This is a genomic window from Bradyrhizobium sp. Kon10, from assembly GCF_055807395.1.
In genome coordinates this window covers 1-24,064 of sequence record NZ_JBVVOZ010000053.1, presented here as the reverse complement: position 1 = coordinate 24,064, position 24,064 = coordinate 1, and the positions used below count along the sequence as shown (strand labels likewise).

General features: G+C 59.9%; 18 protein-coding genes and 2 pseudogenes. 11 read left to right on the top strand and 9 right to left on the bottom strand.

Features of this window, described 5'->3' with window-relative positions:
• Positions 1 to 805 precede the first annotated feature (805 nt).
• The 3 genes and pseudogenes from AC0L2O_RS34800 to panC all read left to right on the top strand — a co-directional run bounded on the left by AC0L2O_RS34800 (position 806) and on the right by panC (position 5,109).
• Positions 806 to 1,538: pseudogene (locus AC0L2O_RS34800) on the top strand (outer membrane protein).
• A gap of 1,823 nt (positions 1,539 to 3,361) precedes the next feature.
• The gene (gene panB, locus AC0L2O_RS34795; RefSeq protein WP_369726180.1) at positions 3,362 to 4,234 is read left to right on the top strand and encodes a 3-methyl-2-oxobutanoate hydroxymethyltransferase; all 873 of its coding nucleotides are present in this window, start codon (positions 3,362 to 3,364) and stop codon (positions 4,232 to 4,234) included.
• Positions 4,235 to 4,248: 14 nt separating this feature from the next.
• On the top strand, positions 4,249 to 5,109 hold the full coding sequence (gene panC, locus AC0L2O_RS34790) for a pantoate--beta-alanine ligase (RefSeq protein ID WP_473372940.1): 861 nt from the start codon (positions 4,249 to 4,251) through the stop codon (positions 5,107 to 5,109).
• Positions 5,110 to 5,266: 157 nt separating this feature from the next.
• On the opposite strand, the gene AC0L2O_RS34785 is transcribed toward panC, so the two are convergent.
• The 5 genes from AC0L2O_RS34785 to AC0L2O_RS34765 all read right to left on the bottom strand — a co-directional run bounded on the left by AC0L2O_RS34785 (position 5,267) and on the right by AC0L2O_RS34765 (position 9,971).
• Positions 5,267 to 5,845 carry an anthranilate synthase component II gene (locus tag AC0L2O_RS34785; RefSeq protein ID WP_473372939.1) on the bottom strand — a complete coding sequence of 193 codons (579 nt, stop codon included), beginning with the start codon at positions 5,843 to 5,845 and terminating at the stop codon, positions 5,267 to 5,269.
• Entirely contained in the window at positions 5,842 to 7,236 is a 1,395-nt protein-coding gene (pabB, locus tag AC0L2O_RS34780; RefSeq protein WP_473372938.1) for an aminodeoxychorismate synthase component I, read from the bottom strand. The genes AC0L2O_RS34785 and pabB overlap by 4 nt, the downstream gene beginning before the upstream one ends.
• Positions 7,237 to 7,332: 96 nt before the next feature.
• Positions 7,333 to 7,668, bottom strand: a complete 336-nt coding sequence (locus AC0L2O_RS34775; protein WP_369726178.1) for a Dabb family protein — start codon at positions 7,666 to 7,668, stop codon at positions 7,333 to 7,335.
• 900 nt (positions 7,669 to 8,568) lie between these two features.
• On the bottom strand, positions 8,569 to 9,258 hold the full coding sequence (locus tag AC0L2O_RS34770) for a methyltransferase (protein ID WP_369726177.1): 690 nt from the start codon (positions 9,256 to 9,258) through the stop codon (positions 8,569 to 8,571).
• Between the two features lie 452 nt (positions 9,259 to 9,710).
• Positions 9,711 to 9,971, bottom strand: a complete 261-nt coding sequence (locus AC0L2O_RS34765; RefSeq protein ID WP_473372937.1) for a hypothetical protein — start codon at positions 9,969 to 9,971, stop codon at positions 9,711 to 9,713.
• A gap of 681 nt (positions 9,972 to 10,652) precedes the next feature.
• Between AC0L2O_RS34765 and AC0L2O_RS34760 the strand changes: the two genes are divergently transcribed.
• Positions 10,653 to 11,321 (top strand): helix-turn-helix transcriptional regulator, encoded by a 669-nt coding sequence (locus AC0L2O_RS34760; protein ID WP_473372936.1) that lies wholly within the window; start codon positions 10,653 to 10,655, stop codon positions 11,319 to 11,321.
• Between the two features lie 18 nt (positions 11,322 to 11,339).
• On the opposite strand, the gene AC0L2O_RS34755 is transcribed toward AC0L2O_RS34760, so the two are convergent.
• From AC0L2O_RS34755 to AC0L2O_RS34745, 3 genes and pseudogenes are all read right to left on the bottom strand, one after another.
• A complete protein-coding gene (locus AC0L2O_RS34755) occupies positions 11,340 to 12,689 on the bottom strand; it encodes an aminotransferase class III-fold pyridoxal phosphate-dependent enzyme (protein ID WP_473372935.1) in 1,350 nt (449 codons plus the stop codon).
• Between the two features lie 23 nt (positions 12,690 to 12,712).
• Positions 12,713 to 13,359 (bottom strand): annotated as a pseudogene (locus AC0L2O_RS34750) (HAD family hydrolase); the annotation flags it as partial.
• Positions 13,356 to 14,621 carry a Tm-1-like ATP-binding domain-containing protein gene (locus AC0L2O_RS34745; RefSeq protein ID WP_473372934.1) on the bottom strand — a complete coding sequence of 422 codons (1,266 nt, stop codon included), beginning with the start codon at positions 14,619 to 14,621 and terminating at the stop codon, positions 13,356 to 13,358. The gene AC0L2O_RS34745 and the pseudogene AC0L2O_RS34750, both read right to left, overlap by 4 nt.
• Before the next feature lie 1,098 nt (positions 14,622 to 15,719).
• Between AC0L2O_RS34745 and AC0L2O_RS34740 the strand changes: the two genes are divergently transcribed.
• From AC0L2O_RS34740 to AC0L2O_RS34725, 4 genes are all read left to right on the top strand, one after another.
• The gene (locus AC0L2O_RS34740; protein WP_473372942.1) at positions 15,720 to 15,899 is read left to right on the top strand and encodes a hypothetical protein; all 180 of its coding nucleotides are present in this window, start codon (positions 15,720 to 15,722) and stop codon (positions 15,897 to 15,899) included.
• Positions 15,900 to 17,890: 1,991 nt separating this feature from the next.
• Complete coding sequence (locus tag AC0L2O_RS34735) at positions 17,891 to 18,094, top strand: cold-shock protein (protein WP_473372941.1); 204 nt, start codon at positions 17,891 to 17,893, stop codon at positions 18,092 to 18,094.
• A 1,284-nt stretch (positions 18,095 to 19,378) separates the two neighbouring features.
• Positions 19,379 to 19,642 carry a DUF6894 family protein gene (locus AC0L2O_RS34730; protein ID WP_409190482.1) on the top strand — a complete coding sequence of 88 codons (264 nt, stop codon included), beginning with the start codon at positions 19,379 to 19,381 and terminating at the stop codon, positions 19,640 to 19,642.
• A 511-nt stretch (positions 19,643 to 20,153) separates the two neighbouring features.
• Positions 20,154 to 20,612 (top strand): ATP-binding cassette domain-containing protein, encoded by a 459-nt coding sequence (locus AC0L2O_RS34725; protein ID WP_473372933.1) that lies wholly within the window; start codon positions 20,154 to 20,156, stop codon positions 20,610 to 20,612.
• A 56-nt stretch (positions 20,613 to 20,668) separates the two neighbouring features.
• Here the strand turns inward: AC0L2O_RS34725 and AC0L2O_RS34720 are convergent, their stop codons facing one another.
• On the bottom strand, positions 20,669 to 20,839 hold the full coding sequence (locus AC0L2O_RS34720) for a hypothetical protein (RefSeq protein WP_473323081.1): 171 nt from the start codon (positions 20,837 to 20,839) through the stop codon (positions 20,669 to 20,671).
• A gap of 295 nt (positions 20,840 to 21,134) precedes the next feature.
• Here AC0L2O_RS34720 and AC0L2O_RS34715 point away from each other — a divergent pair, with 295 nt between their 5' ends.
• The 3 genes from AC0L2O_RS34715 to AC0L2O_RS34705 all read left to right on the top strand — a co-directional run bounded on the left by AC0L2O_RS34715 (position 21,135) and on the right by AC0L2O_RS34705 (position 23,292).
• Complete coding sequence (locus tag AC0L2O_RS34715) at positions 21,135 to 21,641, top strand: ABC transporter permease (RefSeq protein WP_473372932.1); 507 nt, start codon at positions 21,135 to 21,137, stop codon at positions 21,639 to 21,641.
• An 83-nt stretch (positions 21,642 to 21,724) separates the two neighbouring features.
• Positions 21,725 to 22,012 (top strand): helix-turn-helix domain-containing protein, encoded by a 288-nt coding sequence (locus AC0L2O_RS34710; protein ID WP_314963854.1) that lies wholly within the window; start codon positions 21,725 to 21,727, stop codon positions 22,010 to 22,012.
• On the top strand, positions 22,009 to 23,292 hold the full coding sequence (locus AC0L2O_RS34705; protein WP_473372931.1) for a type II toxin-antitoxin system HipA family toxin: 1,284 nt from the start codon (positions 22,009 to 22,011) through the stop codon (positions 23,290 to 23,292). The genes AC0L2O_RS34710 and AC0L2O_RS34705 overlap by 4 nt, the downstream gene beginning before the upstream one ends.
• Positions 23,293 to 24,064 lie beyond the last annotated feature (772 nt).

Sequence of the window (24,064 nt, the reverse complement as noted above, 5' to 3'; positions counted from 1 at the left end):
GAATTGACGACGCAAAGAACAACTTTGGTCGAGGGAAGAATGAAACGAACATGCTCGCTGTCCTTTATCGACTTAGAACTTCAGCTCAGAAGATGAACACACCGCGGCCATTTGCCACCTCATTCCTCGCAAGAGGCTACCTACTCGCGCGCTCACCCAAGCGCTCGCGCAAGGGTCATGGAGGGTCCAATATCTGGCGGCAAGCGCAGGAACGATCGGCAAGCGTTATCGGCGGTCGGGACATTGGCGGTGTGGTAGGAAGCCTCGGGTGGAGAACGGCTCGCTGAACCAATAAGTAAAATTCTTCGGGCCGCATCCTTCATCCGAAGGCGGAGGTTGTCATTCGCATGCTCTGTCGAGCACGGGACGCAGCGGCATCTGCGACGAACGGGGCAGCATCTGCAGGACATTGATTCAATCGAATAGACTTCATCTGATCTCTAGGGCCAATGGATGCAACACGAGCGTGGTGTGTAACGGGGTCTTTAGTGGCGGCACGGGACAAGAGCAAGAGTTTTGCAAAGCGCTTCACTCGTCTCACTTGCTGTGTGGTTTGCCACAATCTTACTTGCCGTGCGCTTACTCCGCTGAAATCAGCGGCCCGCTTCTCAGTCTTACGCAATCTATGCTCGACACGCGAAGGTGCATTGCGATCCCGTTGGAGATGATCTGCAACGCCGCAACCTGACGCAGCGTTCGGTTCACGCATTTCTTTCGGCGCAAATGTTGCGATGCAGTTACAGCAATTCGCGCGGACGTTGTTAAGACGCATGAGGCCTGGGACACTGAAGAGATGAGAGTAGAAATGAAGAACTTGTTGCTCGCGACTGTGAGCATTCGGGGCTTGGCGTGTTGGCGCCCGCATTCGGCGCGGATCTGGCTGCGCAGCCCGCCCAGCCTCTCTACAACAACGCTCCGCAGGCGGTCGCGGCTGCAATCTACGACTGGAGCGGCTACAACGTTGGTATGAACGGCGGCTTTGGTTCAAGCTCGAATTGCTGGGATTCCGATGGTGGCAAGCCTGAGGGCTGCCATGATGCGACCGGCGGACGCGTGGGCGGGCAGATCGGCTATCGATGGCAGATGGGCCCGATCGTGCTTGGTGTTGAAGGCCAGGGGAACTGGGCTCCTTTGACTGGCTGGAATCCCAGCGTTGCTTTTTTGGATATCAACCAGACCAAGATCGATGCGTTCGGCCTCGTAACGGCGCAGATCGGTTATGCCTTCGACAACGTACTGCTTTACGCCAAAGGCGGCGCCGCGGTGACGAGCAACACGTTTCGGGTCATCTGGACGACGGGCGAGTTAGGTGGAGAAAGCAAGCACGTTCTTTGGGGCGGCGCACTGGCAGCCGGATTCGAGTACGGCTTCGCACCGAATTGGTCGATTGGATTCGAGTACGCACACCTGTTCATGCGGCCAGCCATGGTGAGCTTCACCGAGCCAGCTGGTGGGTCGACCGCATCCGCCAGGATCTCGACGTTATGACTGCACGGCTCAACTATAAGTTTGGCGGTCCGATTCTTCTCAAATGTTGATCACGTTCAAAAGGTGGATCGAACGCCCCGGCCTACGGACCGGGGCCTATTTTGGGTGCGCCAGGGATGGCGCGGAGCGCCGCGACTGGCGCGGTTGACCGGGTTGACCGGAGGCTGACCCGGGATTAGGGAGCCGAAATCGCTCAGCACGATCGTCTCAAGATCGATGCGGTATCCACTTCTGCAACCCGCAAAGCGCTTGGCGGCTCGACAGTAACGAGAATACCAAGGGTTGCTGCGACAGTACTTTCAAAGGCACAGACCTGAGCATCCAGAGCGCCGTCGTTCAGCTCCAGCAGGAAGGCGAAACAGTCGTACGCGCCCGCGAAGGCGAGATCGAGGTGCCTGTCACGGTCACGCCGCTCGGCTCGATTGTCGCGACTGGAGCACGCGCTCGATGATTTCGATGACGGTAGCGCTATCGCCCTCGTCGGTGGATAGTGACGTGGGCTTGCCTCGTAGCAGGCGCGCGAAGACGGCGACTTGGCTTTCGCCGCAGGGGTTGGCTGAAAAGCGCCGATAATGACGGAGGCGAAGAAGGTCCTTGGGAGGGATGTGGAGGGGGGCGGTGAGAACGCCATCGAAGCGTGATGAGGGAAGGAAAGGGAGGCCCGCTCGCACACCGGCCAGAGCAAGGCTGGCATTCAAGCGCGCCTGCGCGATCCGGGCCCGTCGTCCTTCCGTGCTGCGAGCCGTGCTTGTCCGATCGGACACGGATGCTCGGCCGCAGTTGGCCTACAGTACCGGATGATCCCGGCCGGCTCAGCGCTGAACAAGTTGGGCGCCGGAAGGCAGCCGAGATCGCGGACCGGGTCGCCGCAATGGCGACGAGCTCATCTCCGGACCTGCGTCGATCCCGCGGGAATGATACCGCTTAGCTTGCCGCTGCCGCCTTGCCACGGCAAACGGCGCATCGCGGTCGCGATCGGGTCCGACGAGATCATCGAACGCAGGCCGCCTCCGCTGCTGGCACGCGGCAAGGTTCGCCCCTGCGGCGTGGTAGTACAAGATTGATCGGCTCGTCCGCCTCTGTCCGCAGACCCGGACGTTCGGCAGCCCGGCTGTCAACATCTCACCGGCGCCTATCTTTCGGATCACTCGGACCTCGACCTGCTTTGGGGTGACGGCAACCAAGCCGGCCAGCACCCTGCCCTCCGACATCGCTCGCCAAGCGCCGATGCGGCTCGACCAAGAGATCATCTGCGCCGCGGGCGGCGAGCAATGGCGTGAGCTGACAAACCGCAGACATGGACGAACTCCTGGTGAAGCGAGAAGGCGGTGTCCACAGCATGACGCGAGTCGACGGGACCACTGCCCCCGACCGACCAGAGGTTACCACCTTTCCGCCACTGGAAGACCATGAGCTTCATCGCGGCGCTTCGGCGCGACCAGATCAGCGCACCCTCGTCGCCCGTTGCGCTCTCATCTGGAATGGCTCCGACCGCCCCAGCGCGCCCTGAGGCGCGGCGTGACGCAAGGCGCTTCCACATGACAATTTGAATTCGGGAAGTTCTTGCTGGATGGTCGCGCGACCATTGGAATTTTTGTGCACACGGGCGCTACCTTGGAGACGTATGTTTCTTTCGTCCTTTCACGGTTGACAGTTTTGTCTTGTCCTCCATAGGAAAGCGTGGTCCCAGGATGCGCGTAGTACCCAACCGCGTCGCTCGAAACAATCGGATTACCGTTCGCCTTGTTATCCGGAAATGGGGCGACCTGGGGAGCGCTGTGGCGTCGAAATCGTAGGCGGCACAAATGAGAGCAGATCCCTATCGCTTCGAGCTGCAGAATCGACTTGAGACATTTGATGGAACTGATCGAAAATGAGCCACGCTTCGGAAGTGTCAGTTGAGCGGGTCACGATCCCAATTCTGCAGCGGTGGAAGCAGGAGCGGCGGCGTGTCACCATGACCACCGCCTACGATGCGGTTACGGCAGGCATCGCCGACCCCATCGTCGACATCATTCTTGTGGGCGACAGTGTTGGCAATGTCTGTCTCGGATTCGACAACACGTTACCGGTCAGCATGGCAATGATGAACCATCATCTCGAGGCTGTTGCACGCACAAGGCCCCGTGCCTTGCTCGTGGCCGATCTGCCGTTTCTTAGCTTTCACCTTGGTCCGGAGGAGACGATACGCAACGCTGGAGGGTTCCTGCAGCGAGGCGCAGATGCCGTGAAACTCGAGGGCGGGGCCAAGCGCGTGGAAATGGTGCGTGCCCTGGTCGATTGCGAAATTCCTGTCATGGGCCATCTCGGCCTCACCCCGCAAAGCGTCAACGTCATGGGCGGATTCAAGGTGCAGGGCCGGAAAGCCGATGACGCTTTGCGGCTGCTCGATGACGCTCACCGTCTGCAGGAGGCCGGATGCTTCGCGTTGGTGCTTGAAGGCATTCCGGCCGAGCTAGCCCAGCGAGCGACCGAATCGCTATCGATACCAACCATCGGAATCGGCGCGGGTCCCGACTGCTCGGGCCAAGTGCTCGTATTCCATGATGTCCTGGGGCTGACCTTAGGTCATCGGCCCAAATTCGTTCGCGCCTATGCAGATGGCTTTCAGCTTTTACAAGCGGCGCTGTCGCGTTGGGCTGCCGATGTCCGCACCGGTGCGTTCCCGGCGCCGCAGGAGTCCTACCGGCTTCCTGAAAGCCTGAGTGACATTATCGCAACCTGGGCTCCTCCCAACCCAACCTGATGTAAGGTGCAATGATGCAGACGATTACCACGGTCGCTGAGCTTCGTCGTGAGCTCGCGAAGGCTTGCAGCGTGGGCAAACGCGTCGGGTTAGTGCCGACAATGGGTTATTTGCACGATGGCCATCTCGCCCTGATCGAGGCGAGCCGCGCGCAATGCGATATCACCGTCGTTAGCATTTTCGTCAATCCGACTCAGTTCGGACCAAACGAGGATCTCAGCAGCTATCCTCGCGATTTCCTGCGCGATGAAAAATTGTGCCGCGATGCTGGTGTTGCGATTGTGTTCGCGCCGGGTGCACAGGAAGTCTATCCGGCTCAATTCGAGACCTTCGTCGAGCCGGGCGAACTGGCGAAGCCACTATGCGGAGCTTTCAGGCCTGGGCATTTTCGGGGCGTCGCGACCGTCGTGTGCAAGCTGTTCAACATGGTGCATCCGGACGTCGTGTTTTTCGGGCAAAAGGATTTTCAGCAATGCGCGGTCGTGCGTCGCATGGCAACAGATCTCAATCTTCCCATCAAGATCGTCACCGTGCCAACCGTTCGGGAACCCGACGGGCTCGCGATGAGCAGCCGCAATCGGTATCTGAGCAAGGAAGAACGTCGGCGAGCGGTTGCCATCAGTCGTGGACTGTTCGCCGCGGCGGATGAGTTCCGCTCAGGAGTGCGCGAGGTGGACAAGCTGATTGCGACCGCCGAGCGGCAACTTGAAACAGTTGATCGGCTGCAATACCTTGAACTTGTCGACGGTCATACGCTCAAGCGCGCCGAGAGTCCGCTGCGGCATCCGGCGGCGCTCTGTGTCGCAGCCTACGTTGGTTCGACCCGGCTGATTGACAACGTCCTGCTGGGACTATCAACAGTAGAGTTCTATTGATCCGAGCACCTGAAAGGTATTGATAAGTTCAACCCGCTTAGCGGCGTTGTGTGCTGCCCGCAGCAATGAACTCAACCCGTTTCGGCAGTATTGCTCCTTTCGCGTTGACCGGTATTTTATCGAGCTGCGCATTGTGAAACCGACCTGTACGGCCGCCTTAAGAAAGCTCTGCAAGCCGTAGGAAGTTTGCGAATAGTGCGTCCCCTTGCGGTGTTAGTATCGACTCCGGATGGAACTGCACGCCATATGTCGCTTGATTGCGATGGGCAAGAGCCATGATCTCCCCATCATCCGAGAGTGCTGTCACAGCGAGGTCTCGGGCAGATGACGGATCCAATTCGACGATAAGCGAATGGTAGCGCCCTACGCAAAGTGGGGATGGTAGTCCTTCGAACAGGCCCCCGCCTTCATGCGTGACATACGAGGGCCGACCATGCATAGGACGGCGTGCGCGCGTTACACGTGCGCCGAACTCGTTCCCAATGCACTGGTGTCCGAGACAGATGCCGAGAATTGGCACCTGACCGGAAAGTTCGCGAACGACGGCTGTCGATATTCCAGCCTCATTTGGAGTGCCCGGGCCGGGGGAGATGACGATCGCGCGGGGCCTGAGGTCAGCAAGTTCGCTCACATGCATCGCGTCGTTCCGGACGACACATGTTGCTGCACCAAGCTTGCGGAAATATCGCGCAATGTTGAAGACAAAAGAGTCGTAGTTGTCGATGATGACAATCAAGATGCACCGGCGCCTTCAGCAATAAATGCGCGAAAAATGCGCTCTGCTTTTGCTAGGCTCTCCTCATATTCGGCGACCGGATCGGACATTGCCGTTATCCCGCCACCTGCATGAAAGGCGGCCTGGCCGGCATCGATCGTCACGGTGCGAATGGGAATATTTGAATCCATATGTCCATTGAACCCTATGTAGCCTATGGCACCGCAATACACCTCTCGCGCCACACGCTCGATCTCCAGAATAATTTCCATCGAGCGTACCTTGGGAGCTCCGGTAACGGAGCCGCCGGGAAAGCAGGCTCGAAGTAGGCTGACGGCGTCCTCTCCGCATGCCAGCTCACCCGTAACGACCGACACGAGGTGGTGCACTGATGCATAGGACTCGAGGTTGCAAAATGACGGGACATGGATTGATTCGGGCGTGCAAACGCGCGAGAGATCATTGCGTAGGAGGTCGACGATCATGGTGTTCTCGGCGCGGTCTTTTTCCGAACCTGACAGCGTCTCAGCACGACGCCGGTCTTCCTCCCGATCAGCAGAACGCGCCATCGTCCCCTTAATAGGCCGCGTTTCGACACGTCGACCGTGAAGCTTGAGGAAACGCTCGGGCGAACTCGATGCAATGGTGAGCTTGCCATACCGAAGGAGGGCGGCAAAGGGAGCCGGATTCACTCTCCGCAGCTGACAATAGAAGGCTATCGGATCGAACGAGTTCGCCAGGCGCGCGCTGAAGCGTTGCGCAATATTGACCTGGAAGGCGTCACCCGCCCGAATGAGATCAATTACGCTCTGTACTGCCGCAATGTATCCTTGGCGACTGAAATTTGAATGCCATAAGCCGGCTTGGCCTGGTGTCAAATCAGGAGGGGAGGCTGAGACTCTAATCAGCGCAACAAATTCTTCGGCTCTTCCGCGAGCTCTCTCACGCCGGCGAGCCGGATCCTGCTCCGGCCACCCGGTAGAAACGACCCAACATCTGTTATGGCTGTGATCGAAGCTTATCACGACGTCGTAAAGATGTAGGATTGCCTGAGGCAAGCGATGCCCCCCGATAGCCGGCACCGACAATCGCTCCAGCGTCCTGTTCAGCTCGTATCCAAAAAAGCCGGCGGCACCGCCCTGGAAAGCCGGGAGATCGGCGCAGTGCACTTGCGGATAGTTGGCTAGCAGAGCGCGAAGTGCCACCCACGGATCGCCCACAATGGTCTCTCCGTTGCAAATGCCTTTCCCGTCCGCGATCATATAGGTGCAGAAGGGATCGCACGTCACATACGAATGCTGCCCGAGCACCGCGTCTCTCGATGCGCTATCCAGGAACGTGAGGTGCCTCCGATGCGAGAGGCTTCGCATGGTTGTGACGGGCTCGATCCACTGCAGTTCCATTACATGCATTATTCTGTCGCTCAGCTCAGCGATACATCGGTGATCGTAATTCCGCCCGGCGAAGGCGAGCCTTATGGCCACCCAAAAGCCCTACATGCCTGACAATTAACCACGCCCGTGGGGAGGGCCTGCCGAACATACTGGCTCCGCATCTGCAGACATGCTGTAGTCGGCCGCGAGACGTAGCTCGCGGAGCGGTCTTACTTGCCGGATCGAATCTTGATAAAGCTCGTGCGCTTTATAGGCTTCGAGTTGGCCTTCGTCGTCGAATTCACCGTAGACGATCACATCAATTTCGTTGCCAAGCCGGTCACTCTTGCGGTTGCGAGCGACCTCAAGCCGCCGAGCGTGCGGGATTTTGGTGAGAACGGAAAGGCCCTCGATGATTTTGTCGATATGCGCCTTATCTTTTGCGGTGAAGAATACGATGTGTCGAATCATAGTTTACCGCCGGTAATCCCAAACATTGCGGCTTGAGGTCGCCGAAAGCGACAGAAGCCTCCTTCGCCAATCATGCAGGACTCGGGCAGCCGTTCAGCTGCTACCGCGCGGCAGGCGCCCTGTCGATCGCACTGCCCGGTGTTTAGCTGAATCAAGCTGGACCATGTCTGAGACGAAGTTTTCGCATCCAGTAAGAAGGCGCCTGATCATCAGTCCCCGGGAGAAGCTCAAGTATATGACTGCGTCGACGACCCTAGCTTTGCGTGGATGTCGTGCTTGAAACGATCTCACTTGCTGGATTGACGCATAAGAACTGCAGTAAAATGCGCTCGTTCGTCGAAAAGAGGCGGGGCGCCCCCTTCATAACGCTGCAGGGAAAGAGCGCCGCCTAGCCCTGAAGCGTTGATATCTAGGCATGACTTCAATTCTTAGAATTGCGATCCGGCTGATCACCGCAGCGAGATCGCTCGTGAAACTACACTCAAATTACGGAACGTAGCGATGGTCCGCCCCTGCCGCCGAGTTCACAAGTTCGCGATGGTCGTAGCATTGCGCATCGGGCCCGCAACGCTATCTCGCCCACTCGTCAGATCTCACTGTCGGGGCGACGAATTGTGCCCGGCCCCAAGAGGCGTCCGGCCGAACCGCTCGAGCCCGGGCGGGATTAATCCTCACCTCGCACTCCGGGGTGAAGCCAACCAGTATGTTCTTGGAGGCTATTGTCTGGATCACGGCATCGGACCTGCGATGTCTCTCGACGGTCGCGATCGAGATGCGCACTCATGCACGCGGCCAAGCGATTTCAGCTGGGTCGGGAACATGCAAATTGGCCTGATCGACTACACTGCCAAGCGCTTGGCGCTGATGTGATGGGTACCGCGCTTCTTGGCCAAGAGACTTTCATCGCGCGGATAGCTTCCAAACAATGCGGACGTGCCCGCCTGGAATGGTCGGTCGGAAAATATGCATGCCTCTGACGCGCAGCTTGCTCTCCTCGATCAGGTTCATGACATGCCCCACGTCTCCCTGATCGGAGAAAATCACATACATCGCACCCTTCGGACTTAACCAGACGTGCGCCCCTCCGAGGGCGGCGGCCATGACCTTGTGATCTTGATCGAAACACGAACGCTCGAGATCGTCATTGGCCTTGCGGTTCCAATAGGGGGCGGCAAAGATAATGGTATCAAATTGTGCTCCAGGTTGTAGCGCAGCATAGGTGTCACTCTCGAGGGCTTCTGCTCGATCTCCATAGCCTAATCGCTCTATGTTTATCTTCGTCGAGAGAACGGCCTGCGGATTTATGTCGAGAGCGACTAGACGTCTTGCCCCGGCACGGAGTGCTGCAAGGCCCAGCACACCGGATCCGCACCCAAGATCGAGTACCGCCGCGCCGGGCTCGATGTGCCATTTCGAGATCAGTGCGTCCGGTGCGTGACTCAGGCGCGGTGACAAAACCCCGGGCAGGATGTGCAAAGACATGCCGCCGACTTCGACATCGTGCGGATCATTGTTCAAACGCAGTTCGGCCAACATTGCATCCACGTCTGTTGTTTGGCTGCGTACGGATGCGCCGAGTTGGGTCATCATTTCAACCTCCATGAGTGCTTAGCGAGCGGCGGGAGTAGTCCAGGGCAGCAACACGGTGGGCCAGACGCGTGCGAAACCGGCAAGCCGTTCAACGTTAAACTCGATCATCGGGCTGAGAAGGTTGATCCGCTCGGGGGCGGTGTTGCACCTCTCGGATATGGCCCACGGAAGATATTGCTCATCTGGCCGCGCCCACTCGCTTGCTGTCCTAGCTCTCAATAGCAACGTCCGTGCCAAGCGTTGGCCTGATTAATTTCGAGCTGGGTCTAGACATGCGCCCGCACAGCGGTTGAAATTGAAGTGCTGCAAACTCCTTGACGTGAAACGTGGTGCCTCACGCGACAGAAGAGCGCAGTTTCCGGGCCGTTCCAACCATACGATCGAGCGCAAAAGTCCGGGACGCTGATCACAAGCGCCCTACCGTGAGCTCGCAACACGGTACGACTGTCTGCTCAGCCGTCGGAAGGCCCCGAGCTCTCGATCGGCATCTTCTTCCGTGATATCGTCGTGCCGCTGATGTCTGGACGGCGAGACGCGTTCTCATCTTGGTTGTCGCGCCATCCATGTATGCTTGAGAACAAAATGTCGGAATAGGACAAGGGCTGAGCCGTACGTGTGTTTGAAATGCGGAGCGCACCGTATTTCGCGAGCGGCACGGCAATTCCTGCATCAGCAACAAGAGCTGCCGCGCCGCCGCCGGGGAGCGGCGCCATTCCTCAGCCCGCTTCGTTCCGCAAGCTGGCAATTGGCTGGCTCGGACGACGCTCCCGGTGGTCATCGCCTTATTGCTCCTGTGGGACGCGGCTCCCAGGCCGGGGCGCCGATCGGTTGCCGCCGATCGTCACCGCCGCCTTGCCGATCGGGCTGCCCGAGCTGGCATGGATGAGCCACTCATCGGATGCCAATCCAAGCGATCCCGCCCCGGCACTGCAAGCGAGCAGGCGCTCGTCGAATGTCACCGAGGTGCCATAGTCGCGCTTTCCGCTTTGATGAGCATGACCATCGGACCGGTCGGAATGGTCCCGCTAGGTTGGCGTGCGAATTTAAGCATCGCGGTTAGATCGAGTAGATCGATGCTGCCCGCATTGTACAACGTCGCGCGATGTGAATTCATCAATGCAGGGCGTCACGATGTGATGCGGCTTGTGCGTTCGGCAATCAACCGGTCGTGTAGGCCGGCAATCCGTGCGAGGATCGAATCGGTTGCGGCGAACGTGCCGGTGTCGCTGTCCAGTCAATCGATCGAGGCGCAGACCAGGTTCGGACCTCGGCTCGGCGGCAACCTAAACCGATGGCCCGCAAGTTGCTTAAGTACGTGCCGTGCCTCTCCCGGCGTCGCCCGCGCGAGGACGCACCAGATGTCCCGAATGGAGTGGAATCGAGGAAACTAGGCCATGCTGATGCTCATGGGCCGCTCGGAGGCCGTAACGACCGAAGCCGTGCATTTTGCCCAGTCCATGCTGGAGGGCTCGGCGACCGCATTTTACGAAGTCGACGAGGGCTACAACCTCCGGCGCTTCCTCCTGGCGCGCATTCCGGAGCCGTTTCATCTACAGTATCTCGAGGGCATGAGTGCCTTCGACCCGCAGCATCCGACTCATGCGGGTGACCTTGCGGTGGCGCGCCTCAGTAAGACGATGGCCGGCCAGCAAACAGGCGAGACAGCGCTCTACCGCTCGTTCATCGACCAATGCGGCATCGTCGACATCCTCGATTTCTTCTTCCGGCGCGACGACCAAATCGTCGCCGGGATGAGCGTCGTATGGGATAGGGAGGCGAGGATCCCGGAGCGCGCCGTGACCATCGCCGAGAAGATCCACCAGTACCTCCAGTTCAACCTGGTCGGCCGCGCCGCCGCGTCCGAGGACGGGCAGCGCTATGGGCTGACCAGCCGCGAGATGGACGTGGTACGGCTGTTGTGCTACGGCCGCACCAATTGCGAGATCGGCGAGTGCCTTAAGATCGGCCAGGCGACCGTCAAGACGCACCTCATCCACATCTTTCAAAAGCTCGGCGTGGAGACGCGCTCCGCGGTGGTGGCGCTGATGGTGCGGCCGAATTAGCGGCCACGCTTGCCTTCATCAACCAGTCGCAAGGCCGTGGTCGATCGCGTGAGCGATCGTCCTGGCGTCCTCGGCCGTAATAATCAACGGCGGAGAGAGGATAATATTGCTGCCGGAGACGCGAACCATCACGCCGGCATCGTAGATCGCATCGGCGATCTTTCCGACGCGCTTCTTGTCAAGCGCCTTCTTGCTGCCGCGGTCGGCGACCAGCTCGAGCGCGGCCATCAAGCCCTTGCCACGCACGTCGCCGACGATCTCGTGCTTTTGCTTGAGAGCCGCGAGCGCCTCGTCGATGATGGCGCCGTAGGCCTCGGCCCTGGCGTCGAGCTTAAGCCGCTTTGTTTCGGCAACCGCCGCGATACCGGCCGCGCAACCGACCGGATGGCCGGAATACGTGTAGCCATGGCCGATCGAGCCGAAGCTCGTCTCGTCGCTCTCGAACGCCTCGGCGATTTTATCGCCGATCATCGTGGCGCCCAGCGGGAAATAGCCCGATGTGACGGCCTTGGCGATTGTCATCATGTCCGGCTTGACGTTCCAGAGCCGCGCGCCGCACCATGCCCCGGTGCGGCCGAAGCCGGTGACGACCTCGTCCGAGATCAGGAGGATGCCGTAGCGGTCGCAGATCTCGCGCACCAGTCCCATGAAACTCAAATGCGGCACGATGACGCCGCCGGCACCGAGCACCGGCTCCATGATGAAGGCGGCGATGGTGTCGGCGCCCTGGAATTCGATCTCGTCGAGGAGCGCATTGGCGCAGAGCTGCGCGAGCTTCGCAGGGTCGGTCTCGTTGAAGGGATTGCGGTAAGTCCAGGGCGAGGGGATGTGGTAGACGCCCGGCAGCAGCGGCTCGTAGTTGCGGCGGAAATTGGCATTGCCGTTGACGGATGCGCCGCCGAAATGCGTGCCGTGATAGCCCTTCTTCAGTGCCAGGAATTTGGTGCGGTCGCGCTGGCCCTTGATCTTCCAATATTGCCGTGCGAGTCGCAACGCGGTCTCGACGGAATCGGATCCACCCGAGGTGAAGAACGCGCGCACCATGCCCTCCGGCTTGAACCATTCGGTGAGCTCATAGGCGAGCTCGATCGCGGGTCCCGTCGAGACGCCGCGAAAGCCGGAATAATAGGGCAACTCCTTGAGCTGGTCGGCGATCGCCTTCTTAATCGGATCGCAGCTGTAACCGAGCGTCACATTCCAGAGCCCCCCGACCGCGTCCAGCACGGTCTTGCCTTCGATGTCGGTGACGTGGATGCCCTCGCCCTTCATGATGATCCGCGGCGGATGGTCCTGCATGTCTTTGGGATGCGCCATCGGATGCCAGATCCGGCGGGCATTGTTCTCGACGAGAAAATTGATTTCGGGCATGGATGGCTCCGCTGTCGAAAGGCAAGGCCGAGCATGTGGAGTGCCTGCCGGGAAGAGTTCTGGGGATGTCGAACATCGAACCAGACGGTCGTGAGGCCGCAGGCGATCGCACCCTTGATGTCGCGTTCCTGGTCGTCGACGAACACGCAGGCCTGCGGCGCGAGCTCGAGGGCATCGCACACGGCGCCATCGGCGTTGGGGGGGCGGGCTTCAGGATGTCGGTATGCGTGGCGTCGACGATGCTCTCGAATGCCCGAGCAGCGGCCGCTTGCGCCGAAACTCCGCGCCTTAGAAGAGGTCGAGGCTGGTTGGAGAGAATGGCGACCTTGCCGCCGGCTCCTCGCGCGATCCGGATGGCGCCCGGCTTCGGGGCGGATGATGAGCATCGGATCAGCGCCGCGCGCCCGACGGACGAAGGTCTGCCTATCCCCCCGGTCCTCGCCGATGAGCTGCCGACCTCCCGGCTGCGACTCAGCCAATGGTCGCGCTCGGACAATTCTCGGCGCTGCATCGCCGACCAGAGCGGATCGGTGTCCTCCGCGATGGCCAGCGCCAAGTCAGTGCTCCCTTGGCAACGCCGGGCGGCTTCCGCATCATGCGTTTCGAACAAGGTTTTTAAGATCACCTCGCCGAAATCCAGCACCAGCGCCCTTGGCGCGGATATGCTCATGTCTGCTCCGCTGGAACCTTGCCGGCTGGAACGATGCCGTGTGCCACCCAGCGGTCGAAGATCGCCAGGATCTTCGCGACGAAGCCCGGGTGATTGATGTGGTCCTTGATCACGTGAAGCTCGATTGGCGGGCGGATCGCCGCACGCATTTCCGTGACAAAGGCGCTGAGGCCTTCGGGATCGTACAGCGTCTCGCGGTCCTGATCCCATCGCTGGATGCCGCCGAACGGAAGGACGAAAGCTACTGGCGCCGTCGCCTCCGCAAGCTTCGCGGCAATGGCGCGCGCGATCCGTCGGCGATCGACGGCACCGGAGCTCGCGGACGCAAGCAGGCGGTTATGCGCATGGAACGGACGATCGGCGAGTTCCGTCGGCACCGGCAGCCAGGCGGGAAAGTCCACCATGTCGATGGCGCCGGGCGCCACAATTTGCGGAATGCCGTTCCGGCCTGCATTCATCAGACGGTCCGAGCCGGAGTTTACCACCGAACCCATCACCTGGTTGGCGACCTCCTGAAGGCTGAGGTCGAGCACCGCGGCAAATCCGCCTTGCGCTGCGATCGATTCCATCGCACGGCCGCCCATGCCGGTGGTGTGGAACACCACGACCTCATAGCCGCGAGCCTCGAGCTGCGGCTTCAGCTCGACCATGTAGCTGAGGCAGCTCTTACCGAGCGAGGTCAGCGCTACGATCGGGCCCTCGGGCCGCAGCCTGATGGCGCCGCGGGCCGCGCCGACGATCGCGCCGCAGGCCTGCGACAGCACCGCCGTGCAGGTGCCGTTGAGGCCGTAGAGGCCGCCGGCCCACAGGATCATCATCAGATCGGCGGCGATGCGCTCGGGGGGAATCAGATGAGAAAAGGCGATGGTCGACACGATCAGCTTTGGAAAGCCGAGCGGCAGGGCGAGCGCGACCTCGAGCGCGAGGTCGGTGCCCATGGTGCCGCCGATCGCGATCATGGCGTCGATCCGGCCGTCGTCGCAGAGTTGCCGCGTCAGCCGGGCGGCGCCGTGCGCCATCAAGGTCATCGACGAATTCTCGTCGCCGCTCGCGATCACGGCGGCGATCGTCGTGTCGGCGGCGGCGGCAACCGCGTGCTTGTCGTGCGCTGCCTTGTAAGGGGGATCGCCGAGCACGCTGACGTCCATCAAGACGGTCTCGCCGCCGGCGCCCGCAATGCAGCGCTGCATGAACAGGAGCTCGTCCGACTTAGTGTCGCCCGTGCCGATCAGCAAGATGCGAGGGCGTGATCTGTTGGTCATTGGAAGGCCAGTGTCAGCGAACGGACGCGCAACGGCCCATGTCCGAGCGCAGATGAATGTTGCCGCAACGTTATGGATTTGCTGCGATGCATGATATCCACCTATCGGTGGATTTGTGAGAAATGTCGCATCGAGGCTGTATGAAGCGCATAATCGCGGTCGGCGGCGCAGCCGCCGATCCAACGTTTCGCTCCGGGCGTTCTCATGTTGCAATCCGACATCAACGCGCGGCGATCCGCAGCCATCTCTCCGCGGCAGCACTTCATTGCAGGCGCCGCGGTCGAGGGCGCAGGCGGCGCGCGGCTCGACGTCATCTCTCCCATCGACGGCAAGCTGCTGACTCCGATCGCCGACGGCGGTGTCGCCGATATAGACGCGCGGTACAGGTGCGCGAAGAGCCTGCGACAAGGGAGCATGGTCGCGCGCCGCGCCCGCGGAACGCAAGAAGGTGCTGTTGCGCCTGGCCGAGCTCGTCGCGCGTCATGCGCTCGAGCTTGCCGTGCTCGGCGTACGCGACAACGGCATCGAGATCGGGATGGCGTACAAGGCCGAGCCGCTGTGGCGGTGGCGACCATTCGCTACTACGCGGAGGCGATCAACAAGATCTATGGCGAGATCGCGCCACGGCGCGCGATGTGCTCCGTCTCGTTCGCGGCGAGCCGCTCGGCGTGATCGCTCCTTGGAACTTTCTATCATGATCGGCGCCTTGAAGATTGGCTCGGCGCTTGCCGCCGTTAACGGCAGACCTCTCCGTTGCGCTCCTGCGATCGCGAGGCGCGGACGCGTAACGCTCTCCGGAGGGCAAATCGATGCATTGCATCATAGCACGTTCCACGCTAGAGCAGCCGAAATCATTGTGCGTCATTATCCCTATAGGTTGAATGAGGAGGTTCGCTATCGGCCCCAAGGTCCACAAGGCGTGGAGCAAGTGGTCCACCGGGTGATTTACACCATAATTCAATGTATGCCCATCGAGGCAGACGGACGTCTTAGATATCGCATCAAAACCACGTCCGAGAATATCGAGATAGTCGTGGCGGAAGATCAGCTGTCGTACTCTCTGTAATTTAGCGCGCTTGTAATGGTAGGAGTTTCGTCGTGCTGAATGATCGAGAAAATATCTTGACGGCGCTCCGAGAGAAACCGCTCAAACTGTACGAGGTCATGAAACGCGCCAATATCATGAATCAGGAAGCTTGCCAGTCCCTCCTCTTGAAAATGCGAGACGAGGGTTTGGTGAAGTTCGATATCCACAACGGTCGATGGCTGATCGGATGATTACGGAATTGCGGTGACCTTCTAAGCATCTCTCCAACCTCGTCGTCTGGGGCGCAGGGTGTGGCGCTAGCTCAGCTTGCGTGCCGTTCAGCGGCTCCCATCGGCGCCACACGGTCAGCCTTGATACGGAGCGCCGCTTGACGGCTCAGCCCGGTATGGCGCTGGTGCCTGCCTCAAGCTCAAGCATGTTGCGGACGGTCTGTAGCTGGTCACGCGTGAAGCTCGGCTTGCGGCCAAGATAGTCGAACGAGGTTCGCCTTGGCGTGTGCGATGCCCGCTGCTTGTGCTTCCTTCTTGGCCTCTGCCGGTCTCTGGGAGAGAGAAGACCATAAGTTCCGGCCCCAAGAGTCATCCCCGAGGCCGGCTTTTTTGCAGAATTAAAGTGTCCCTCGTGAAGACGACCCATTTTCTAGCGTCTCGCGTTTATTATGAGTCGGGTCATTATGAGCCGGGTCGAGGCCGCTTGCGACCAGGCGGTCGAGCGCCACGGCCTTTCTCAACCAGCCCAGGACATGGTTGTTCGGCCGCTTCAAGTAACTGCGCCAACTCGCGCTTAGCAAGACAAGCTGACGTTGTTGCTGCTCGCTGCCGAGAAGCTGATAGTCAATGTCACGCCTCCCGATCCTTCTTAAATGCGGGCAGTCATCGTTCTATATTTTATGACAAGTATTGCCGCACTCACGCAAGGAGGTCGCCCGAAGGCGGCCTGAGTATCTGAAAGCGCTGATCTAGATCGTCCTCAAATCACCCGCTGCAGCATTGCTGCCGCTCTGGGTCCCGGGTGAAAATAGATGGGAAATTAAACCTGCCAACCCAAGCACGGCTGCTTGCACTCCTCAGGCTGGGCCGGTGAGGCCGTGACATTGTCTGACGTATTGAAACGAGGCCCTGCCGGACCGAAGCTGGGCAATTGCAGCACTTGATTTCGAGCTCTTCAAGAGCGGCAGTCGATGAGGACAGATATGCCACAGCGCCCATCAATAGCTATCGACGTACAGCAAAAAGATACGTGACGAGCAGCTACGAGAAAGAGGAGGAGCCAACAATGCCCCGATACTCGGAAAATCGTCGAAAGAACGGAGCGGCGCGTTGCGCTCTGTGTGGTGGCAGGCTCGGTCTCATCCGCCACTAGTCGTGGCGAACTCCCCTTTGTTCGAGGAACTGCGTCGATCTGTTCAGAGCACGCCGGGAAGGCGACAGCAATTGGATAGTCCGGATTCAAAATCGGCATCCAGCGGCTCTCAGATAGTCGGCCCGCAAGCGTTACGATGTTCCGACTCTCGGTGGTTGCATTAAAAGAAAAGTTGCTTGCATATACTGCAAATGCTGATCAGTGAGCGGATCCGGCGCACGTGCTTTCTTTGGGCCGCTGATCCGCCAACATCTGTCAAATACGGGGGAAATCATGAGTACGTCCATTGAGCTCTGCTATCTGCCGCAGCGGAGGCGCTCAGGGCCCCCCGCGTCAGCGCGGGCCGGTTGTCGGCTTCATTGAACCGCCCATCCGGCCATTCCTGGCAGCACAAACATGGGTCCCGCCAACATCAACCAATGAGGATACTCGATCCGAGGCAGCATCGTTATTACATTTGTGTCCTTACCGAGCCTGCGCGGCTTTTCCTTGTGCCGATTTTACGATATTTTCGCCTGCATGTCCGACCACAAGTTTTGTCCGCCCTTTTCAGAATTGTCCCTCATCATGGATAGGGTGGCACCGGGTTGTTGTATCATGTTGGCTGAGTCGGCTGGTCGAACATTATCCGGCAAGCTCGGCGTTGTCCTTGCGCTAGGCTCCACCGGCAACAGGGTACGTGTGCTCTTAGACGGCTCCAAACAGCCGCTCACACTTCAGATTCGCTATTTGGATCTACTTGACTGGGGGCATGCCGACTAAATCAGCGTGCCGTTATCGGCCCGCGCGCCTCGCGACCAGCCTTTCTTTTGTCGGAATTCCCGCAGTAGTTTTGGTTTTTGAAAAATGGAGACGTTACGTGGCTATGGGGAGAGTGAAGTGGTTCAACCCGACGAAAGGGTACGGGTTCATTCAACCTGACAACGGCGGCAAGGACGTCTTTGTTCACATCTCGGCAGTTGAGAAGGCCGGTTTCACCTCACTCGCGGAGGGGGCTAAGGTCAGCTTCGACGTCGTGAACAATCGCGGAAAAGACTCGGCGGAAAATCTACGGATCGGGTGAGCCATTCAAAGCGGTGACCCAACCGCTCGCCCCGTTTGCGGCTGGGCGCCCCTTCGTTATCGCCGCTCTGTCCGCATGTAAGGGCTGCGCTCTGAGACCTATTGGAGGTCGGGGGCGGTGGCCCCCGTCCGCGAAGCCTCGATCCGGAGCGGGGTCTCTGGGAGGCGCTCAGCCACCACTGCCCAGGCAATGACGGCGAGTGCGAAAACGGCTGCCGCCAAAGTCCGAGGATACCGCATCATTGTGTCCTTCCTGGTATCGAAGTCCCGATCAGGTTGAGCAGCGCTTGGTGCTCCGGACCTTGCGCTGTCCCGCAGGAATTTGCCCATTCAATGAACGACGTCGGTCCTCCACAGCCGGCATTCGGCTGATGCTGCACGACTGGCGAGCTCGAAAGCGGTTGCTGCGTTAAATGCCAGACGTCGCCTTGCTGCTTTCATACAGGACCAGATCGCTCATAGGAGCTAATAGCGCCCCTGAGGCCGCCTCAAAAATCAGCGAGCTCATTTAACCGCCTTCATTGAGCTCGGCTTAGATGTCGTTCAACGACAGGTCTCTGCCGTTCGGTTCCTTGCGGCTGTGACGTCATTTAAGAGGAACGCGCCGTCGTTGGATGTGCCTTGAAAACCAGTCGCTCTGATGAACAGCTTGCCTTGGTCCGAGAGCGATTCCATAAGTTTTGTGCGTTAGGAATAAAGATCGCCCTTCCATTGGTGCTGCCCGGAACACTTGCGGCTGAATCTCCGTTTACCCGGCTTAGAAGGTCGTAGAGGTTTCCGGTGCCAGAAATAACGAGCTCGGGCGGGATAAAGACGGATTTGTTCTCCCAGCATCTTAGGATCAGCAACGTTTCCCTGTTTCGCCCTAGAGCATTGCAACGAGTTGATCGCTGTCATCGATCGGGGATTTTGCCCTTCGAAACGTCCACTTAGCTTTGACGGGAGTGGGCTCGGTGGTTGATTCTTGATCTTCGTCCTTTTCCCGATCTGTCGAAGCAGTTCAATCTGTCTTTTCGCTCGGGATCTTCCTGCAGACCGGAATGCCAACGGCTCGAACTGAGCTTCAGCCGTCGGGGCCCAAGTAGTCGAGAGCAAGAGCGCCATCAAGCCGGCTGCAATTTTCGACCTCATTCTGATTCCCCAATCACTCACCCCGAATTCAACCGCAACCGAAGCGCGAGGGCAAGTCACAGTGCAACAAAGCGCATAACGATCCATTGCGCGAAGTCGCTGTCGCGCGATCCCTGTCGTTTTTGACAGGTGCGGGCCGTCCCGAGATGTGGGCATGATCATGGTTAAAGGACGAGGGCCGGCGGCTATGCGACGCTACTACTTCCCAATTTTCCACAACGGAGAGACACAGGCGGACGATGTGGGGGAGCTATTTCGCTCTGCTGAACTAGCGGTCAAATACGCCGCCCTTGTCGCTCGGGATATCGCCAGCGATCCCGAATATCATCGTGATGCGGGCACGGTCGTAATCGTGGTTGACGCCTCCGGTGCTGAGATCGCGCGGCATAGGCTCGGGAGTGTTGGCACTGCTGTCTAGCAGGATGGCGTCGAGCGTTGCTGGGTTCAAGGACGCCAAGGCGCGGCGGTGGCGATCCCGCCGGTCAGCGGCGAGCAAGCGTTGCGCCAGGGCCAAGTCGAGGTGAGTGCGCTAAGCGGCGTCTTGCGCGACAAAGCCCTTGAGCGCGGCGGCATCCGTTCGCTTTTTAATGACACCGATCTGTTCGGCCAGTTCACCGGCGGTGCGTATGTACTGCGGGACAAATTCATCTACGACACCCCCAATGCCTCGCGCAGGCTGGTGGAGGGATTTCGCGAGCCATCGAATGGGCCCAGACCACAACGCCGGAAGAGGTGCGGGCCCGGTTCGACAAGATCGTTGTCGAGCCCAAGCGCAACGAGGATGCCTCCTCGATCAAATACTGGAAGAGCACCGGCGTTGCGGCCACGACGGCGTGATCTCGGATAGCGAGATCCAGATGTGGATCGACTGGCTGTGAAGGACGGCCTATTCAAGCCGGGCCAGGTCAAGGCTTCCGACACCTACACCAATGCGTTCAACTATTTCCGTCCGGAAGGACGGCGGGGGCCCGATAACCACTGTGAAGATCCGTTTCGAGCATGTCCGCAAGGAGTTCGTCGTGCGCGGCGAGGGCCGCGGACCAGGCCGTCACTTCGCCGCTCTGGAGGACATCACGCTGGATGTTCGCTCCGGCGAATTCCTCGCCCTGGGTGGCCCAAGCGGCTGCGGGAAATCCACGTTGCTCGATCTGGTAGGCGGGCTCACGCTGCCGACCGGCGGCCGGATTCTGCTCGATGGCCGGCCGATTGCCGGACCCGGTCGCCACCCCCGGCATCGTGTTCCAGCAGTATGCACTGTGTCCCTGGCGTACCGCCGAAGAGAACGTCGAGTTCGGTCTCGATATCGCCGGGCTCAAGGCCAGCAGGGTCTCGACATCGCGCGGCATTTCCTCGATTTGGTCGGGCTGTCCGGCTTTGCCGACCGCTAGCCGCATGAGCTCTCCGGCGGCATGAAGCAGCGTGTCGCGATCGCGCGAAGCCTCGCCTACGATCCCGAAGGCTGCTGATGGACGAGCCGTTCGCCGCGCTCGACGCCCAGACGCGCGATGCTGCACGGTGAGCTGCTGCGGATCTGGCGCGCCACCGGCAAGACAATCGTCTTCATCACCCACGGCATCGACGAGGGCATCGTACTCGGCCAGCGGGTGGCGGTCATGAGTCCCGCCCGGGCCGGATCAAGCAGGTGTTCGACATTCCGGATGGGCTCCGCAGCGAGGCTGACGACGTGCGCTCAGTGCCTGAGTTCGGCAGCGTGCGCCACCAGGTCTGGAGCCTTTTGCGAGGAAGTGCTGAAAGCACAGCAGGCACAGTTGGCTGGCGGAGCTGGTGCGCGCACCGATCGCAAAGTGGAGGAGGTCGCCCATGTCTAGTCTCGAAATATTGACATTGCTGGAGTTGCGCACGGGCGCCGAGAGCCGCTCACCAGCGTGGAAAGACCGGCATCGCCGGCGGTGGACCGGATCCGCGCCGCGGCCCGCGGGCTGGCTGCCTTCGGGCACCGCTCATTGCTGCTGATTTCCCTGTTGGCGGCGTGGGACGCGGCTCGGAGGCTCGGGCTGATCGATCCCGTGTTCCTGCCACCGCTCTCGGACATCATTGCTGCGGGCTGGCAGCTTGCGCAAACCGGCGAGCTCTATGATGACGTCTCCGCCAGCCTGCTGCGTGCCCTGAGCGGATTTTTGATTTCGGTCGCCTTGATCGTCCCGCTTGGCGTGGCGGTCGGTTGGTATGCGCGAGTCGGCAATCTCGTGAACCAGTTCATCGAGATCTGCCGCAACACCGCGCCGCTGCCGGTCTTGTTGCTCAGAATCGGCGAGCTGTCGAACATCACGATGGTAATCTATAGCTGCGCCTGGCCACTCCTGCTCAATACCATTGCCGCGGTGAAACAGGTCGATCCGCTGCTGATCAAGTCGGCGCGGACGGAGCCTATGTCCGCGATTGATGACTTTTTATGATGTCATCGATCGCTGACATTTACAAATTGTCAACGAACGCCGTCTTATGCGAAAGTAACCGAACGTTGACATTTGGAAATCCCATGCTCATACGCACACCGGCCGAACTCGGCGCCGTCCTTCGCGACCGGCGCAAGAAACTCAAACTCGATCAATCGACGTTCGCCAAGAGCATTGGCGTCAGTCGCCAATGGGTGATCGAAGTTGAGCACGGTCACGCGCGCGCTGAACTCGGTCTGATCCTTCGCGCCCTTGACGCCCTGGACATTCGCCTGGACGCGGGCACCGAACAAGCGCCCGCCCGCGGGGCCACCAGGCCAGCCGTCGATATCAACGCCATCGTGGCCAAGGCCAGGAAGAAAAAGGCATGACCAGCGAACTTGTTACTCTGCTGGATGGGCAGGAAATCGGCCGCGTGCGCAATGACGCCCGCGGCCGGCTCACTTTTGTCTATGACAGCGACTGGCGCCAGGCCGAAGGAGCCTATCCGCTGTCGCTGTCCATGCCGCTCGCGGCCGAAGAGCACGGTCCTTCCGCCGTGCAAGCTTTCCTCTGGGGACTCCTGCCCGACAACGAACGCGTGCTCGAACGGTGGGCGCGAAGATTTCAGGTGTCCGCGCGCAACGTGTTTGCCCTTATTTCCCATGTCGGCGAGGACTGCGCGGGTGCCGTTCAGTTCGTCAAGCCTGATCGGCTGGGCGCCTTGCGAAGCGGGGCCGAAGACAAGGTCGAATGGCTTGATGAAACGGCGATCGCCAAACGCCTGCAAACACTGCGTGAGGATCACGCCGCATGGCGGTTGCCGCGCGATACCGGACAATTCAGCCTTGCGGGTGCACAACCCAAAACCGCCTTGCTTCTGCAAAAAGGCAAGTGGGGAATTCCCTCTGGGCGCGTTCCGACGACGCATATCCTTAAACCGCCGACCGGCCATTTCGATGGACACGCGGAAACTGAACATATCTGCCTCATACTTGCGCGCAATGTCGGTCTGCCCGTCGCCGACACCCAGGTGATGCATTTCGGAAAGGAAATCGCCATCGTCATCGAGCGCTACGACCGGCAGTTCAGTGGGAACGAGATCGTCCGTATCCACCAGGAAGATATCTGCCAGGCGCTCGGCATCCTGCCGACCATGAAGTATCAAAACGATGGCGGACCAAGCCCTGCCGATGTGATCGAGCTTTTGCGCACCTACTCCACGGATCGCGTCGCCGATGTTGACACGTTTGTCGACGCGCTAGGCTTCAATTGGCTGATTGCGGGTACGGATGCTCATGCCAAAAATTATTCGCTGCTGCTGGCCGGAGGCCCTCACGTACGGCTCGCCCCGCTCTACGACATCGCCAGCATTCTTCCCCACGATGACGTCGATCTGCAGAAGATCAAGCTCGCGATGAAAATCGGCGGTGATTACAAGCTCAGCCAGATTGGTTTACGCGATTGGCAGAAGTTCGCGCGCGAAACGCGCCTCGATCCTGACAAGATGATCGCTGGACTGATTTCCATGGCCGAGCAGCTTCCGGACATTGTAGCCGCCGTACGGAAACAAGCGCAGAAAGACGGATTAGACAATGCCATCATCGCGCATCTCGCCAAGCACCTGATCGCAAGAGCCGAGCAATGCCGTCGACTGCTCGGTGAGGCATAGTTTCCGGTGACGGCCGCCAGCAGCATCGGTCGACATGTCGTTGTCGAAGCCAACGGCAGCAACAGCATCAACACCGCCGCGATCGGCATGCCCATATCGACGTCGATCTCGACTAGGATCGGTGATTGCTCGCGATCCGTGGCAGCCGCGTAGTCACTGCGGCTGGCGGCACCTCACGTTCGGCGTGTCCTTTCAAGGCTCCGGCAGATAGCGATTTCTCCTCCGCGGACTTTCCCAATTCGGCGGGGCAATTGTAGGTCCTCTTTTTGGCACGGCCCTATGCGCCCGGCAGTCCCGTGGCCACGGCTGCGCAATCACGACGACTAGGCGTCTCGCCTTAAGAGGCGCCGGATTAGCCAGGGCTGAAGATGAAATAGAGCAGGATCGCGGCCACGACGACTGTCCCGCCGATTGACGTGGCGAGAGCGCATACTTGCGTCGGCATCGGACGAACTTTCCCGATGAAGCTAACGAAGAGGCCGCTGGCGCTGGACAGCGGCCTCTTGAACCCGCCTCAAACTGTCTTCGAGAGAAAAGACCTTACCCCGGGGTCCGCCATAATCAAACGCTGAACTCGCCACCCCGTGAAGTCAAAAACGTTTCGACGGCCCATGGAACAATTATGACGTCGCGAGAGCGACACACCTGACAAGCTAGGCCAGCACTGGTGGAGAACTCTTCCTCGGGCGGATGTCGTCGTCCGTGAAGAAGAACGCTGATTCAGGCTGGATTGATCGCCGGCTCCGTGAGGGGTGCGGTCAGGATTTGCCAC

Bases quoted from the DNA above. Each gene is read 5' to 3' on its own strand.
- panB (WP_369726180.1), top strand. From the start codon at position 3,362: ATGAGCCACGCTTCGGAAGTGTCAGTTGAGCGGGTCACGATCCCAATT.
- panC (WP_473372940.1), top strand. From the start codon at position 4,249: ATGCAGACGATTACCACGGTCGCTGAGCTTCGTCGTGAGCTCGCGAAG.
- pabB (WP_473372938.1), bottom strand. From the start codon at position 7,236: ATGCATGTAATGGAACTGCAGTGGATCGAGCCCGTCACAACCATGCGA.
- AC0L2O_RS34775 (WP_369726178.1), bottom strand. From the start codon at position 7,668: ATGATTCGACACATCGTATTCTTCACCGCAAAAGATAAGGCGCATATC.
- AC0L2O_RS34770 (WP_369726177.1), bottom strand. From the start codon at position 9,258: ATGATGACCCAACTCGGCGCATCCGTACGCAGCCAAACAACAGACGTG.
- AC0L2O_RS34765 (WP_473372937.1), bottom strand. From the start codon at position 9,971: ATGGCGCCGCTCCCCGGCGGCGGCGCGGCAGCTCTTGTTGCTGATGCA.
- AC0L2O_RS34760 (WP_473372936.1), top strand. From the start codon at position 10,653: ATGCTGATGCTCATGGGCCGCTCGGAGGCCGTAACGACCGAAGCCGTG.
- AC0L2O_RS34755 (WP_473372935.1), bottom strand. From the start codon at position 12,689: ATGCCCGAAATCAATTTTCTCGTCGAGAACAATGCCCGCCGGATCTGG.
- AC0L2O_RS34745 (WP_473372934.1), bottom strand. From the start codon at position 14,621: ATGACCAACAGATCACGCCCTCGCATCTTGCTGATCGGCACGGGCGAC.
- AC0L2O_RS34730 (WP_409190482.1), top strand. From the start codon at position 19,379: ATGATCATGGTTAAAGGACGAGGGCCGGCGGCTATGCGACGCTACTAC.
- AC0L2O_RS34725 (WP_473372933.1), top strand. From the start codon at position 20,154: ATGCGTTCAACTATTTCCGTCCGGAAGGACGGCGGGGGCCCGATAACC.
- AC0L2O_RS34720 (WP_473323081.1), bottom strand. From the start codon at position 20,839: ATGACCGCCACCCGCTGGCCGAGTACGATGCCCTCGTCGATGCCGTGG.
- AC0L2O_RS34710 (WP_314963854.1), top strand. From the start codon at position 21,725: ATGCTCATACGCACACCGGCCGAACTCGGCGCCGTCCTTCGCGACCGG.
- AC0L2O_RS34705 (WP_473372931.1), top strand. From the start codon at position 22,009: ATGACCAGCGAACTTGTTACTCTGCTGGATGGGCAGGAAATCGGCCGC.